The 14,485-nt window shown below is 41.2% G+C and carries 13 protein-coding genes; 4 read left to right on the plus strand and 9 right to left on the minus strand.

Going from position 1 to position 14,485, the window contains the following annotated elements; all coding sequences use genetic code 11:
* Positions 1-167: 167 nt before the first annotated feature.
* The 4 genes from P9Q65_RS06940 to P9Q65_RS06955 form a co-directional block, all read right to left on the minus strand.
* A complete protein-coding gene (locus P9Q65_RS06940; protein WP_304508644.1) occupies positions 168-2,096 on the minus strand; it encodes a sigma-54-dependent Fis family transcriptional regulator in 1,929 nt (642 codons plus the stop codon).
* Between the two features lie 386 nt (positions 2,097-2,482).
* Positions 2,483-3,217: an ABC transporter permease gene (locus tag P9Q65_RS06945; protein ID WP_304508645.1), complete on the minus strand. Its 735-nt coding sequence runs from the start codon at positions 3,215-3,217 to the stop codon at positions 2,483-2,485.
* A gap of 3 nt (positions 3,218-3,220) precedes the next feature.
* A complete protein-coding gene (locus P9Q65_RS06950; protein ID WP_304508646.1) occupies positions 3,221-3,973 on the minus strand; it encodes an ABC transporter permease in 753 nt (250 codons plus the stop codon).
* Positions 3,970-4,884, minus strand: a complete 915-nt coding sequence (locus P9Q65_RS06955) for an ABC transporter ATP-binding protein (protein ID WP_304508647.1) — start codon at positions 4,882-4,884, stop codon at positions 3,970-3,972. Before P9Q65_RS06955 ends, P9Q65_RS06950 begins: the two co-directional genes overlap by 4 nt.
* Before the next feature lie 145 nt (positions 4,885-5,029).
* On the opposite strand from P9Q65_RS06955, the gene P9Q65_RS06960 reads away from it, so the two are divergent.
* The 3 genes from P9Q65_RS06960 (at position 5,030) to P9Q65_RS06970 (ending at position 8,243) form a co-directional block, all read left to right on the plus strand.
* The gene (locus tag P9Q65_RS06960; RefSeq protein ID WP_304508648.1) at positions 5,030-5,749 is read left to right on the plus strand and encodes a response regulator transcription factor; all 720 of its coding nucleotides are present in this window, start codon (positions 5,030-5,032) and stop codon (positions 5,747-5,749) included.
* Positions 5,746-7,104, plus strand: a complete 1,359-nt coding sequence (locus P9Q65_RS06965) for a sensor histidine kinase (protein WP_304508649.1) — start codon at positions 5,746-5,748, stop codon at positions 7,102-7,104. Before P9Q65_RS06960 ends, P9Q65_RS06965 begins: the two co-directional genes overlap by 4 nt.
* A 176-nt stretch (positions 7,105-7,280) precedes the next feature.
* On the plus strand, positions 7,281-8,243 hold the full coding sequence (locus P9Q65_RS06970) for a DUF3658 domain-containing protein (RefSeq protein WP_304508650.1): 963 nt from the start codon (positions 7,281-7,283) through the stop codon (positions 8,241-8,243).
* A 176-nt stretch (positions 8,244-8,419) separates the two neighbouring features.
* Here P9Q65_RS06970 and P9Q65_RS06975 read toward each other — a convergent pair whose 3' ends face one another.
* The 4 genes from P9Q65_RS06975 to P9Q65_RS06990 all read right to left on the minus strand — a co-directional run bounded on the left by P9Q65_RS06975 (position 8,420) and on the right by P9Q65_RS06990 (position 12,677).
* Positions 8,420-9,601, minus strand: a complete 1,182-nt coding sequence (locus tag P9Q65_RS06975) for a MalY/PatB family protein (protein ID WP_304508651.1) — start codon at positions 9,599-9,601, stop codon at positions 8,420-8,422.
* 33 nt (positions 9,602-9,634) lie between these two features.
* Entirely contained in the window at positions 9,635-10,006 is a 372-nt protein-coding gene (locus P9Q65_RS06980; protein WP_304508652.1) for a RidA family protein, read from the minus strand.
* Positions 10,007-10,027: 21 nt separating this feature from the next.
* A complete protein-coding gene (locus P9Q65_RS06985) occupies positions 10,028-11,359 on the minus strand; it encodes a Na+/H+ antiporter NhaC family protein (RefSeq protein WP_304508653.1) in 1,332 nt (443 codons plus the stop codon).
* 100 nt (positions 11,360-11,459) lie between these two features.
* Positions 11,460-12,677 (minus strand): MalY/PatB family protein, encoded by a 1,218-nt coding sequence (locus P9Q65_RS06990; RefSeq protein WP_304508654.1) that lies wholly within the window; start codon positions 12,675-12,677, stop codon positions 11,460-11,462.
* A gap of 240 nt (positions 12,678-12,917) precedes the next feature.
* Between P9Q65_RS06990 and P9Q65_RS06995 the strand changes: the two genes are divergently transcribed.
* Complete coding sequence (locus P9Q65_RS06995; protein WP_304508656.1) at positions 12,918-13,625, plus strand: helix-turn-helix domain-containing protein; 708 nt, start codon at positions 12,918-12,920, stop codon at positions 13,623-13,625.
* A gap of 330 nt (positions 13,626-13,955) precedes the next feature.
* On the opposite strand, the gene P9Q65_RS07000 is transcribed toward P9Q65_RS06995, so the two are convergent.
* Positions 13,956-14,351 carry a winged helix-turn-helix transcriptional regulator gene (locus tag P9Q65_RS07000; protein WP_304508657.1) on the minus strand — a complete coding sequence of 132 codons (396 nt, stop codon included), beginning with the start codon at positions 14,349-14,351 and terminating at the stop codon, positions 13,956-13,958.
* Positions 14,352-14,485: the final 134 nt, after the last annotated feature.

Below are 14,485 nucleotides of genomic sequence, written 5' to 3' on the forward strand. Positions count from 1 at the left end.
TTTTGTGAATTTCGACAAACACAAATGTTTTTTGAGAGATTACATCAAGTGATTTTTATACATTTTTAATAAAATACAAAAAACCGTAAGATTTGGGAGGTAAATTTCCCTCACAAATATCTCACGGTTTTTGATAATTTCTCAAGACTATTTGAGAAATTTGAGAATTATAATTTTATTTTCTTCGGCTGTATTCCATATTTTTTACAAATACGGTAAAACGTTGCCCGACTTACTTGCAGAATTTTTGCAGCCTGTTCAGCATTTCCTTTTGTGCTTAAAAGTGCTTCTACTACCTTGTTATACATTGAATCTCTTTGAGAAAAGCTATCCTGCTGTAATTTTGTATTGCCCGTTACATAGCAAAAATCCTCTGGTGTCAACATATCTTCACTACAAGCATAAAATGTTCTTTCTATGCTGTTTTGCAATTCACGCACATTCCCCGGCCAATTATACTGCATCAACGCATCTAAATACCCCTTAGACATATTTTTTTGTTGCTTGGGATATCTTTTATTGAAACGATCCAAAAATATCTCTGCGCATCCGATGATATCCAGCGGCCGTTCCCGTAAAGGCGGTATATCCAATTTTAGGACATTTAATCTATAAAATAAGTCTTGGCGAAAACGTCCCTGCTCTGATTCCATACGCAAACTACGATTTGTAGCAGCAATCACCCGTACATCAAGCTTTCTTTCTTGTGTTCCGCCCAAACGGCGAATACGAAGGGATTCCACCGCTCGCAGTAGCTTGGCTTGAAATTCCAAGGGCATTTCCCCAATTTCATCCAAAAACAACGTTCCCGAATTTGCCAATTCAAATTTCCCGGGATTTCCTTCCTTTAGCGCACCCGTAAAGGCACCTTTTTCGTAACCAAATAATTCACTCTCAATAAGATCTCTAGGCAAAGATGCACAATTTACAGCTACAAAAGGCCCCTTGGCACGGCTGCTTTCGTTATGTATTGCTTGGGCAAATAATTCTTTACCCGTTCCACTTTCACCTTCAATCAAAACTACGCCATCATAACAAGCAAATTTTTGCGCCAGCTGTATTGTTTTTTTCATCAGAGGATCTTGAGCATAAATATGTTCAAAGGTATAATTGGCTCGATTTCCTGAAACCTTATTTACAGAATCAATTAAGTATTCTTGCCGCTTTAACGTTACGGTAAAGGTTCTGGAATCACCATCCAACGTGGGCAACATAGTTGCACTGCAATCGTAAACATGCCTTCCTACTAAAAGACGTGTATCATTTGTAATGTATTGCCTTTCCTGCTCCCAATGCTCCAATTGTGTCCAATCCACATCCGGCATATATTCCCGAAAATCTAAATCTTCCAAAAGGGACATGGTTAGACCAAAATTTTTTTCCGCTGCCTGATTAATCCAAATAGGAGAAAATGCATCATTTAACACCACAATTCCGTTTTCGCTGCTATCCAGCGTTTTTCTCATTAATCTTGCGCTATGCTGTTTCTTTATCATAGTTTCGATACTAAATGCAGCGGCTACCACAAGCCCTAAAGTATGAGTATGGGGCGAGGCACTATGGGAATCCCCTGACAAATCTAAGCAACCGATGATTTCACCATTAACACCATGTATTGGTGCGGCAGAGCAAGTCCATTTATGATGGGGCAAACCATAATGTTCCGGTCCTATCATTTGGATGGATGTATCATAATCTAAGGCGATTCCGATGGCATTGGTACCCACTTCTAAGTCGCTCCAAAGGGAGCCCTTGACGAACTCAAGCTCCTTTGACATTTGCTGCACCGCCAAATCCCCAATGGTTTCTAAAACGTAACCCACGCTGTCTGTCAAGACCAATAAAAAATGTGATTGTTTCACAATTTCATAAACACTTTGCATAACCGGTAAGGCTATTTCCAATAGTTCTTTATTCCCTGCTCGAATGCTTTGAAATACCTTTTCATCCGCACGACGTCCTCTGCCTTTCATGGGGTCTAACCCATTTCGCTGACATTTTAACCATGACTTTTCTATGATTGGATTCATTCTTACATCTGTCTCACCTGTTTTGACAAAATGTTCCCATATTCCCTGTAAAATCTCAAGTTCCATCTTATTCGCCCCTTTCTTATCCATTATGTCTCAAAATTCTTATGCTTATTATATAGGAAGATTTCTTTTTCCACAACTACTTTACCGCTGGCTATGCTGTATTCAACTGATAAAAACGACTTCGTAATTCTGTATAACGCAAATAGCAATTATAGTGAAAAACAATTATGCCAGGCTGCTTGTAAATGGGTTTGCTACCATTTTTCTGTGCAATTTTTATGGAATAACTCATCAGTAATGCTTTGGCCTTGGGAATAATTCTCAGTACTTCCAGAAAAAAAATTCATCTAAACATTAGGGTATCACTCTTTTTCTGAAAAAAGGAGCCCGTTTTTACACAGACTCCCTAACTTGCTTATATTAAATATTAAGATATCATAGTTTTCTTATCTGGCCACAACATCCCGTTTTTTCAACCATACGACGGCAAACATAATGCAGAAAATCAGATAGAAAATACCGTTCATAACAAACTGTTCCGTACTGCACTGCATGGGGCCTCCGGGATGATTGGCGCGCATGCCTAGGCAAAGAAGAGAATACGGAAACCATACTCCGTACCCTTTCACCAACGCCGCAAGTCCCACGACGCCTCCGATCAGTGCTATCCCCACAGGTATGGCAAAACTGCGGATGACAAACGAGATGCAAAGTTGCAAGGCACAGATGACGATTCCACCGACAGCGCCATACAAAAGCCATTCCGGAAGCTCTGGCGGAATAGGAGCAGCCAGACCGGAAAGCATTCCGGAAACTACAAACAACACACCAATCCAGATCTGGGTCAGAAGCACCATAACTGAAGCCGTTATAAGTTTTGAAAGATAAATATACGCGACTGGAACGGGGGCGGTCATAACCGAGTTCCAGTTATGATTGATATGCTCCAGACGACACAAATAGGAGCAATAAACGCCGATAATGGCGGGAAGAAAGAAATAGCAGGTGAAGAGGGTATGCTGTGTCCACAGGCTGTACCACTGATCCTGTAGGATGTCAATGTTTTGCAGATAATTAAAAGTCCCCATAATTGCTGGCAAAACAGGAAGTATAATAAACGCAAGCCAGACCGGACTGTGCCGCAGTTTCATCCTCTCTGCCCAAAGAGTTCTAAAAAGCATCTTTCACATCTCCTTTCGAACGAACAGTGCACGACCAATGATATAGATTACACAGAACATAACAGCCAGGCTGATAAACCCTGCCCAGTCAACCGGCGTATAATAAAAATCCGTGATGCGTGTCACCCTGTCCCAATCCATACCCACAAACATCAGCACGCCGTAGTACCCCCAAAGAAAAAGCCTTTCAAGGTTTTGAGGAAAAAACATAATAAAAAGACCAGCAAGTCCACCTATCAGCCCCACAGTAAGCGGCACCATCTGATTGACAAATAAAAGCGACAGTACCTGCTGCAGCAACAAAATGGTCAAGTTTACAGCCGTGGTGAAAAGGAGGTAATAAAACAACTTATCAAATGGCGGGGTTCCCATAAATCCAACAGCATACGCCACTGCAACAATAACAACGAGCTGCAAAAGAACGGCGGCGAGCATGTACAAAGCGCCACATAGAAATTTTGCAGTGAACAGGCGCCCTGCGGGCATTACGGTGTTCAAAAGCTTTAACGTCTGTCCCTTATGTTCATTATCGCAAAGCCGCGACGCCACCACAGCCGCGATGACCGGCATCATAATGGAGTTCAGCAGCGGGAACTGGTAAAGAAAGAACATCCATCCCTGAGAAAGTTCGTGCGCATCCATTCTCCCAACTCCTCGAATTGACCAGAGTATCTGCACCAAAATCATGGCGGCGACAATCATCCAAACGCTTCTGCGGTGGATTTTGTGAAATTCCAGGGCAATCGCTTTTCTCATAAACTCACCGCCGTTCCTGTCAGCTCAAGGAAAATATCTTCCAGGCTCTTCCGGCGTTCTTCGATGCGCACAACATTGATATGTCTATCAAACAGAAGGGAAATATACCCTGCCAGCTCGTTGTCGCCAAGCTTGGACAATAAAAGGTATCCATCCTGTGTCTGATAGGAAACGCCCTGTTCTTCGAGTATTTTTGCCGCTGCCTCGTTATTGAGCGTGCGGACAGCGATGCCAGGCCTACTCTTTTCATGAAGTGTTGATAAACTGTCTTGAAAAACAAGTTCGCCGCCGCTGATAATTCCGACATTTGTTGCCATCTGGTCAATTTCGCTGAGTAGATGGCTCGAGACCATCACTGTCATTCCATACTGCTGTGGCAAAGAACAAATCAGTTCACGCATCTCCTGGATACCGGCAGGATCAAGACCATTTGTCGGTTCGTCAAGGATTAAAAGCTTTGGGTTGCCCAGCAGCGCACAGGCAAGCCCAAGGCGTTGCTTCATACCCATTGAGTATTGCCCAACCTTTTTCTCCTTCTGATTTTCAAGACGTACGATTTGCAGTACCCGGTCTATGTCCTTGGGTGGAACGCCCTTTAGCGTGCTAATAATCCTCAAATTTTCTGCACCGGTCAGGTGCCCGTAATAACTGGGTGATTCTATAAGCGATCCGACATCTTTCAGGATAGAAAGTCGGTTTCGGCTATTCATCTCTTTGCCGAATACAGCAATGTTTCCGGCTGTGGGCCTTGCAAGTCCCAGTATCATTTTCATTGTGGTAGACTTGCCCGCACCATTTGGTCCGAGGAAACCATAAACAACCCCCTCCTGCACCTTAAGATCCAGATCCTTCACCCGCAGAACCTTTCCGTACCGCTTGCAAAGACCGGTCGTTGTGATAATATCAGACATTTCGATGTCCTCCTTTTTTTAAACTGGAAACATCATAGCAAGGCTACCTTACATAAGTCTGTACCTAAGCTTACATTTACCTTAATCTTAAGAAAAATCACCCATTTTGCCCCATATCTACGTTATAATGACTGTGGTGATGAAAATGAAGGATATTTTTGACTGTAAGCTGCTGATGGTGGATGACGAACCAGAGCTGCGTAAGATGGTGAATGAAATACTACGGCGGGAAGGCTTTGTGAAAATCATTTCCGCCTCCAATTGCAATGAAGCGCGTCAGATCTTTATTCACGAGAAGCCGGACGGTGTGATCCTGGATGTTTCTCTACCGGACGGGGACGGCTTTTCACTGTTGAGTGAAATTCGGACGACGTCAGCTGTACCGGTACTGTTTCTTTCCGCGCGCGATGAGGATGAAAACCGTTTGCTCGGTCTGGGACTTGGCGCGGACGATTATATTACGAAGCCGTTTTTGCCCCGTGAACTGACACTGCGACTCCGCGCAGTGTTGAGCCGTGCCTATTTCCCTGTTATTCTCAAACGAACGGAAAAACCGATTTTCCGCCTGGGCAAAACGAAAATAGACTTAAACAGCGGCGCGGTTATAACAAAAAACGACCAACTTATGCTCACCGCAAAGGAATTCGCGTTGCTTGAAAAGCTATATGAAAACAGGGGAAATATCGTTACCGGCGACAGCTTATGCCGTGCAGCGTGGAGTGACAACCTTTATGGCTATGAAAATACGCTGATGGTTCATATCCGCCGTCTGCGCGAGAAGATTGAACCGGAACCCTCTACCCCACGTTACCTTCTTACCGTGCGAGGACTTGGTTACAAGCTGACGGGGGTAGAAGACAGATGAAAAACTTGATGAAGATCCTTACTCGCTATGTACTTTCGGCTGCCGGAGTTGCGCTTATCCTACTTGTTGTCAACTTTGCTGCATTAATTACGTGGACAACCCAGTCGGGTAAAACGGTGCGAAAAAATTATGACATTGCGCAAATTGCAGACAGCCTTCTCCGGTCGGACGGCGGTTACACCCTTCCCGAAACCGCCAGAAACAAGATTGAAACAAACCGTCAGTGGGCCATGCTGATTGATAACAACAGCGGCACGGTCATCTGGAGTTTGAATCAGCCATCAGAAGTGCCGCAAAGTTACACCGTTTCGGATGTAGCTGGCTTTACACGCTGGTACTTAAACGGCTATCCGGTCACTGTTTGGAAGCACCCGGACGGACTTTTCGTGCTGGGTAACGAAAAAGACAGTGTTTGGAAATACTGTGTTACAGAGCCAATGGCAATCATGGACAATGCCGGAGTATGGATAATAATTATTCTGATTCTGAACAGCCTTGTAGCCGTACTGCTTGCGCTGCTTTTCGGTCTGCGCCTGTTTCGTTCCCTGAAGCCGCTTGCAAAGGGCATTGAGGACATGGCAGAAAAACGGCCCGTGGAGCTTTCCACCTGTGGTCTTCTCGGTGATCTTGCCGCCGGGATCAACGATACTTCTGCACAATTAAAAAGACAAGAGGCCGCTCTCAGCAAAAGGGACAACGCTCGCACGACGTGGATTGCTGGAATTTCCCATGATATCCGCACACCGCTATCTATTGTGATGGGTTATTCGAACCAACTTGAGGAAGATGCCGAACTACCGCAGTCAAAACGAGAGCAGGCAGGAATCATCCGCAGACAGAGCGAACGGATTAAAACTTTGGTAAGCGATTTGAGCCTTGCATCGAAGCTAGAATATGATATGCAGCCAATCCGAAGGAGTGAAATTGCTTTGGCCGCACTTTTGCGGCAAACTGCTGTCGATTTTTTAAATAGCGGACTTTCCGACAGCTATGATCTTGACGTAATAATCAAAGAAGATGCTCAAAATGCAATGATCAGTGGTGATGAAGAACTTTTGAGACGTGCAGTCTCAAATTTGATCGCCAACTGTATTCAGCACAACCCAAACGGCTGTGCTATAAAAGTCACTCTGGAAAAGACGCTGGGCAATTGCTCCCTTACAGTTTCGGATAACGGAGTCGGGTTCAAGCAGGAAATGCTTGACGATCTCAATCATCCCAAAAACTCTGCTCGGTTGGAAAACCATGGTCTTGGACTTACCATTGTCCGGCAGATTATCAAGGCACACGGAGGAATCACGAAGTTTTATAATCTTGCCGAAGGCGGATGCACAGTTGTACTCAGCCTCCCGTAATCAATACTGGCATTTACTGATTACTATTCTTTTTCCGTTATATACCCAAGATGCCCCCAGAGTATCCTTACAAATAGGTTCTTATAAACAACGTTTTAAACGGAGCAAATTGATTTGCCCCATTTAGTACTTAATACACCTTAAATTATAGATAAAAACCAGAGTGGAGGTATATTATGATTGAAATAGTATTTAGTGAAAGTGCATGTGGTAGTCTGAAAATGGCACAGCATTACGGCAAAGATGACTATATTGGATGTGGATGTTGTACCGGAGTATTTATTAGCAAGCATGATGGCAGCCAACCAACACCCGAGGAAATTTATAAAACTGAAAAGAAAGCTGAAGAACAAAATCGTTTAGACTGGGAAAATTCTATTCCTATGGGAGGGAATCCCGAAGATGTTTTTGGATTTAATTTGATGTTAAGTGTGGGAAATATTTCTTCTGATGATTTTGTTAAAGGACGACAAGAAACTATAGAATCTTTGTGGAGCATTTATCCCGACAATCCATCATTTGACCTTGTCAACGAACTCCATAAAGGAATTGCGGCTATTCGCAATCGGTTGACTCAGAATGATGACGTTCGCATTTGGTATAGCAATCAACCGGATGAGATGTGTGGTTTATACTGGTTTATGTGGGAGCTTGAACATCTTACAAAAAAGCCCAAGACAATATATATAGTAAAACTACCCGACCACGAATACAGAGAAAATAATACCGTTGTCAGTCATACCGATTGGGGTGAAATTTCTCCGGGTGAATGGCATCGATACACCCCATTTGCAGAAGTTACAACAGAAGTTTTTCGCAAGCGCTGTGCTTTAAAATGGGAAACTTTGCAATCTGAGAATGCACCTTTACGAATAGTTCTGAATGGGCAACTTCATAGTGTGTCAGAAAGCATTTACGATGAACTTATCTATCGTGAAATTGATAATCAAAAAGATGTATTTCAAGAAGCTATGTTAATTGGGACTGTCCTCGGAAAATACCAACTCGGGATCGGGGATGCATGGGTAGCAAATCGTATTCAAAAAATGATCGCTGACGGAAGGCTTTCTATCGCAAGCCAACATGTTGAAGAAATGCCAAGCTATCATCGAATGTTAAGAAAAAAAAAGTGTTTTTAATAGTTTGAAACGAGCCACTACACTCGGTGTAGTGGCTCTTGCTTTGCCTACATATCCAATATCGTTCAGGGTATCCTTGCAAAAGGACTGTGAGCATTTTTTATTTTCATGATGGTTAGCGCTTTACATGAAGGTGCTATGAATTGGAAAAAACTTATTTATCTAAGCATTGTTTATCATTTCTCCGCATTTGCTATAATGTTTTCTACTGCATACTTTATAAAAGCAGGATCAGTCGCCAAATTCAGGCGGATAAACCCATGATAGTTTTCTCCGAACCATTCTCCATAATCCACCGCTAGTCTGCATCTTCTTTGAACAAAATCCATGGTCTGCTCCGGCTCTACATAACTTCGCAAATCAAGCAATACCAGATATGTCCCTTCCAAAGCGCACACTTTCAATTTCGGCAGCCTTTTGTTCAATTCATTCCTAAGATACTGATAATTATCGCGAACAACATCAAGTACATGTCCTAACCATTCCTCACCGTATGTGTAGCCTGCCTTTGTTGCAACCATTCCCATAACGCTAACTTCTGTCCGGTTCAAAGCAGATGCGAATTTATCATAAATCATTCTAAGCTCATCATTTATAATAATAATGTGCGAATGAAGAAGCGTAGCCAAATTAAATGTCTTAGATGCTGAATTCAGAGTAATCACTATATCCTGATATTTACCTTTTGACACAACTGCAGCCGGCACAAACGGCTTATCTCCTAATACGATATCCTGATGAATCTCATCACTGACAACCAAAACGTTGTGCTTCCGGCAGATAGCCAGCACCTTTTCAAGTTCTTCCTCCGACCACACTCTACCCACTGGATTATGAGGAGAACACTGAATAAACAGTTTCACCTGATTATTCACAATGGCTTTCTCAATTGTCTCATAGTCCATAGTAAAATATCCGTCATTATAAGCTAACTCCACTTTTACCAGTTTCCGTTCATTATTGGTAACCACGTTATGAAACGGATAATATACTGGTGTCAAAATCATACAGGCATCGCCCGTCCTTGTAAATGCATTAATCATCCATGCAATCGCTGTCACACATCCGGTCGAAAACCTTACCCACTCCTTTTGAACAGGAAAGTGATACCGTCGATCCATCCAGTTAGAAAATATCTGATAATACTCTTCCGACACACAACTATATCCAAATACACCTTGATGCGTCCTCTTGACCATTGCATTCACAATCTCATCGCAGGTTTTAAATTCCATATCTGCTACCCACATGGCAATCAAGTCGCTTTCTCCAAACTTCTCTTTCAGACCATCCCACTTTGTACAGTCTGTTCCATGGCGATCCACCAAGTATCTATGTAAAAACTCCTGTTTATCCATGTAACCAACCTTCCTATGTTTTTTTCGGCATTGTTACTTTTTCACAGCAACCGCTTCAATCTCACATAAAACTCCCTTTGGCAGGGTCTTTACGGCTACACAGCTTCTGGCAGGTTTGGATAGGAAATACTTTGCATATACTTCATTGAATGCCGCAAAGTCAGCCATATCAGCCAGAAAACAAGTCGTTTTAAATACCTTTTCAAGCCCGCTTCCCCCAGCATTTAGAATCGCTCCCACATTCCTACAGCTCTGTTCTGCCTGCGCAGCAATTCCTTCGGGTGTTGTTCCATTTTCCGGATTTACCGGAATCTGTCCTGATGTATAAATCACTCCATTTACTTCAAAGCCCTGAGAGTACGGTCCAATTGCACCAGGTGCTTTCATTGTCTCAATTACCTTCATTCTAAAATCCTCCTTATTTAGTCAATTTTCTTTTTCTTCCTTTGTCCTCAATAGTCCGAACTGAATAGTAATACATGTAAACAGAAGCAATAAAATGGGATAAAAGGCAAACCGTACAATTTCAAGATACGTCGCTCCTCCATATTGCTGTACCAGAAGAACACTGCTATCATGTGGAACCAGCATCAGAATTGCGCAGGTGAAAATATCCAGAAGGCTCGCCAATCGCTTAGGGGCAATCTTATACTTGGAACCCAGTTCCTTTGCAACTGGTGCAGTGATGATAATTGCAACCGGATTGTTTAACGTCGTACCTGATATTACCATACTCACCAATGAAATTAGATATTCACAGCCTTTTCTACTCTTTATTTTCTCATTCATTGACTGAACCAACCATGCAATACCTCCATAGTATTTTATTAGTTCAATCAACCCTGATACCAGCATAGAAAATACCGCAAGGAAAAACATGTCTTCCATACCAGCTCCGATCGCCATTGTCCACTCAAAAAAAGTAACTGTCCCCATGGCCATTCCAATGATTCCTGCCATCAATATCCCTATCAACAAAACCATAAGCACATCCAGACCAGCAATTGCAGTAATGAGAACCGTTATATATGGTAATACTTCAAGCATACTATAATGAAGTCCTTCTGTATCCACTGGCCCACTCCCATTTGCACCCAAAACTGCATAGAGGATAATCGTAATCACTGCCGCAGGAAATGCTATTAGAAAGTTCATCTTAAACTTGTCTTTCATCTCCGCACCAACACCCTTTGTAGCACAAATTGTTGTATCGGAAATCATGGACAGGTTATCACCGAAATATGCACCTGCAATCACTGCGGCACCTGCCATTGCTACATTCAACCCCGCTCCCTTGGCTACTGCCACTGCAACCGGAATCATGGCGACCTGCGTTCCCATGGATGTACCAATACAGGTAGAAATAAAGCAGGTTACAATAAAAATACCGGGAATGAGAAAATTGGATGGAATTAAGGTAAGTCCCATATTCACAATAGACTCTTTACCTCCCATGGCTGCAGCCGCAGAAGAGAATCCTCCGGCCATTAAAACAATAATACCAAGGAGCATAACCCCTGAACTGCCTGCACCTTTACAGTAAATATCAATTTTTTTGCTAATAGATGTCTTTCTGTCATAAAATATCATTGCAACAATAATGGCTGCCATAACAGCAACGTATCGGGGCATTTTTCCAAATGGGTTTTCTGCTCCCATGATAGTGAACACAACTCCGCATCCAACATATAGGCCTAAAAAAATCAACATTGGTAGAAACGCCAGTGCCTTGTAATTTTTGTTACACCTCTCATCCATATACATTTACCCCTTCCCACAATTTAAAAAGCCTTGCTAAGACCTCATTTAAATCAAATGTTTTCAATCGTTTCTCCAGTATAAAAATAGTCACGTGTGTTTATTCGCCCTTGTATTTCTCCGTATGTTTCGTATTCACTGCCTCACAGATGCGTTTCATGCCCTCAGCCAGCGTTGCCTTCGGACGTGCTAAATTCAAACGAATAAAACCATCCGAATTCTGCACAAACATATTTCCGCCCTCCAGCAGAACGCCTGCCTTATAAGCAAAGAACAACGGCAGTTCCTCATCAGGTTCAAAATATTCATTCAGATCTACCCAAGCTAAATACGTTGCTTCAGAAATATGATATCTGGCTTTGGGTAAATGCGCCGACAAATACTCTCCTACAAACCGAAAATTTTCATCCAGATATGCCCGAAGTTCTTCCAGCCATACATTACCTTTTTCATAAGCAGCTTGTGCTGCTGCAATACTTAGAGGATTGTCAAAATTATAATGCCGACTTAGCCATACCTCTCTTAACTTTTCATTGCGAATTATAATATTGGAAATCATTAATCCAGCTAGATTAAAGGTCTTGCTGGGTGCCATAGCCGTGATCAGCCTCTCATAATCCGGCATAATTTTTCCAAGGGGAATGTGTTTCTGATTCAACCGAATTAAATCACAGTGAATTTCATCAGAAATCACCCATAAATTATATTTCTTAATGATTTCAGCGAGCTTTTTCAGTTCTTCTTCCTTCCATACCCGTCCGCTGGGATTGTGGGGATTGCAGAATATAAACAACGTCGTTTTTTCATCCGCTGCCTTCTTTTCAAAATCCTTAAAATCAATGGAATACTGTCCATCTTCATTTTTTAAGTCGGAGCATACATAGTCCCGTTTGTTAAAATCTGCCGCATATTTAAAATATGCATAGGAAGGGGTCAGAAAGAGAACCTTTTCGTCCGTCTTGCAGATATACTCTACCAACTCATACAATGCCGGAATAATACCGTTTGACATCACCAATTCTTTTCTATGAAAGGTCCAGTCATAACGGTTTTTACACCATCCTGAAAACGCATCATAGTAACTCTTTTCAAATACTCTGGTATAACCAAAAATCCGTTTTTCCAATCGCTCCTTAATTCCATCAATTACTACATCCGGTGTGGCAAATTCCATATCCGCTACCCACATTCTGATAAATTCCTCATCTTTGTAGGGAAATGTCATACTCTCATCAGCATGAAAAATGTAATCACGAAAACCATCTGTATTCATGGCATTCGTATGCTGCCTGTCAATAACTTCATCAAAATTGTACATATTTTTTCATTCCTTTCCTATTTTTTTGTGCATTCGCATCTTACGCTTTGTATTCTATCAATATAATCTCAAGACGTCAAAAAACCAATTTTTTCTTCACAATATATTTTTTCTTTGATTTTTTTCTTCTTTGTTGATTTTTTTCTTTTATAATGTTAAAATTTTTGTATACACAAAAATGCAATGAATTTTCGTGTATTTTTGTATTTTCAGGAAATTTCCCTCAAGGAGGAAAATCTCATGGCAGAAATCAGCATTGAAATAGGAAAACGCATTCGAAATTTTAGAAAAAAGCGAAATTTAACTCTGGATGAAATGTCAAATATTATTTGTAAAAGCAAATCAACAATTTCCAAATATGAAAAGGGGGAAATTGCTGTAGACATTGAAACGTTATATGAGTTGGCTGATGCACTCCATATACACGTTGAACAATTGCTATACTGCAACCCGAAAAAAATTTCTTATCTTACATCTACCAGTTGTCCGGCTTTTTTTAACGGGATTTCACAATTTTTTTCCTATGTCTTTGATGGAAGAACAAATCAAATAATTCGTTGTGTATTTGATCTTTTGTCTGAAGTAGAACATAATAGATATAAAATCATAATGTATATGAACTTTTCTGACTATAACCATTACCAGCATTGTGAAAATACCTATTGTGGATACATAGAACATTATGATGCCGTTACAAATATTGAACTCACAAACCAGTATATGCCTATGGAAAAAGCCAGCGTTCAAATTTTAGCTTCCCATCTGGATTCCGACACTAAGTGGGGATTATGGAATGGTTTGTCATCACGTCCGATGATGCCCATAGCAACGAAAATGCTCTTCTCTAAAATTCTGCTGAAAGAAGATGCCATGCTTGTCAAACAATTAAAGATCTCAAAAGAAGATATTCGTTTATTTCGACTTTACAATATGCTCTCTGTCACCTAATATTTTTGACACATAAAAAACTCCCTGAATAATCTCCAAGGTAATACTGTCATCTGTATACCTTGAATAATTCGTCAGGGAGTTTATTTTTTCAATCAAAAGTATTTAATTGGCTACTCATTACAAATAGCCCAAAAAACCATATTTCACAGAGACCACTGTTTTTTTGCGTTCATCCGACATGATCCCTACATAAAAATAATTTTTGTTTCTTTCTTTAAAAATCTTAATTTTGTCCCACCAAAGCCTTGGTCATAATAGGTGGATACTTCTTGCTTTTTATCCTGTACCATCTCTCATCCTCCTAATTTATCTAATCAATATTCTATATCAACGTACCTCAGAAGGCGGTGCATTATAATCACACTTTTGACATTGCGTTAAAGCATGGTCAATGTCTTTCTTATAAAAAATTCCAGACCAGCCGCAAATGCTCTGTAAGATCGGAACCACAGACTTTCCCTTTTGCGTAAGACTGTATTCTACCCGGGGGGGTATTTCATCATAGGACTTTCTCTGCACAATCTCATCCTTAATCAGCGCCTTTAATGCCGAAGCCAGTACCGCATCCGTGATGTTCATCATTTCTTTTCTAATTCCACTATATCGCAAGATTTTCTTTTCATTAAGCACGCAAATAATTCTAGGCTTCCATTTTCCGCCAAAAATCTCAAGACCGTATTCCAAAGGACAGCGGATATCTTTATCCATTTTTTTTTGATACATGTTTTTCTCCTCCTCCTTTATCTTTATTTATTATACGTAATACTCTCTGCGTTGGCAAGTTACTATGTATTTTAATAGTATCTAATTAATTTGTTAATATCTTGCCGCTCAAAAGTCAATTCACTATAATAAGT

The organism is Anaerotignum sp., assembly GCF_030625865.1.
GTDB lineage: Bacteria > Bacillota > Clostridia > Lachnospirales > Anaerotignaceae > Chakrabartyella.

What these genes read in the sequence shown, in the direction of transcription:
- P9Q65_RS06940 (WP_304508644.1), bottom strand. Translation starts at nt 2,096, where the DNA reads ATGGAACTTGAGATTTTACAGGGAATATGGGAACATTTTGTCAAAACA.
- P9Q65_RS06945 (WP_304508645.1), bottom strand. Translation starts at nt 3,217, where the DNA reads ATGCTTTTTAGAACTCTTTGGGCAGAGAGGATGAAACTGCGGCACAGT.
- P9Q65_RS06950 (WP_304508646.1), bottom strand. Translation starts at nt 3,973, where the DNA reads ATGAGAAAAGCGATTGCCCTGGAATTTCACAAAATCCACCGCAGAAGC.
- P9Q65_RS06955 (WP_304508647.1), bottom strand. Translation starts at nt 4,884, where the DNA reads ATGTCTGATATTATCACAACGACCGGTCTTTGCAAGCGGTACGGAAAG.
- P9Q65_RS06960 (WP_304508648.1), top strand. Translation starts at nt 5,030, where the DNA reads ATGAAGGATATTTTTGACTGTAAGCTGCTGATGGTGGATGACGAACCA.
- P9Q65_RS06965 (WP_304508649.1), top strand. Translation starts at nt 5,746, where the DNA reads ATGAAAAACTTGATGAAGATCCTTACTCGCTATGTACTTTCGGCTGCC.
- P9Q65_RS06970 (WP_304508650.1), top strand. Translation starts at nt 7,281, where the DNA reads ATGATTGAAATAGTATTTAGTGAAAGTGCATGTGGTAGTCTGAAAATG.
- P9Q65_RS06975 (WP_304508651.1), bottom strand. Translation starts at nt 9,601, where the DNA reads ATGGATAAACAGGAGTTTTTACATAGATACTTGGTGGATCGCCATGGA.
- P9Q65_RS06980 (WP_304508652.1), bottom strand. Translation starts at nt 10,006, where the DNA reads ATGAAGGTAATTGAGACAATGAAAGCACCTGGTGCAATTGGACCGTAC.
- P9Q65_RS06985 (WP_304508653.1), bottom strand. Translation starts at nt 11,359, where the DNA reads ATGGATGAGAGGTGTAACAAAAATTACAAGGCACTGGCGTTTCTACCA.
- P9Q65_RS06990 (WP_304508654.1), bottom strand. Translation starts at nt 12,677, where the DNA reads ATGTACAATTTTGATGAAGTTATTGACAGGCAGCATACGAATGCCATG.
- P9Q65_RS06995 (WP_304508656.1), top strand. Translation starts at nt 12,918, where the DNA reads ATGGCAGAAATCAGCATTGAAATAGGAAAACGCATTCGAAATTTTAGA.
- P9Q65_RS07000 (WP_304508657.1), bottom strand. Translation starts at nt 14,351, where the DNA reads ATGTATCAAAAAAAAATGGATAAAGATATCCGCTGTCCTTTGGAATAC.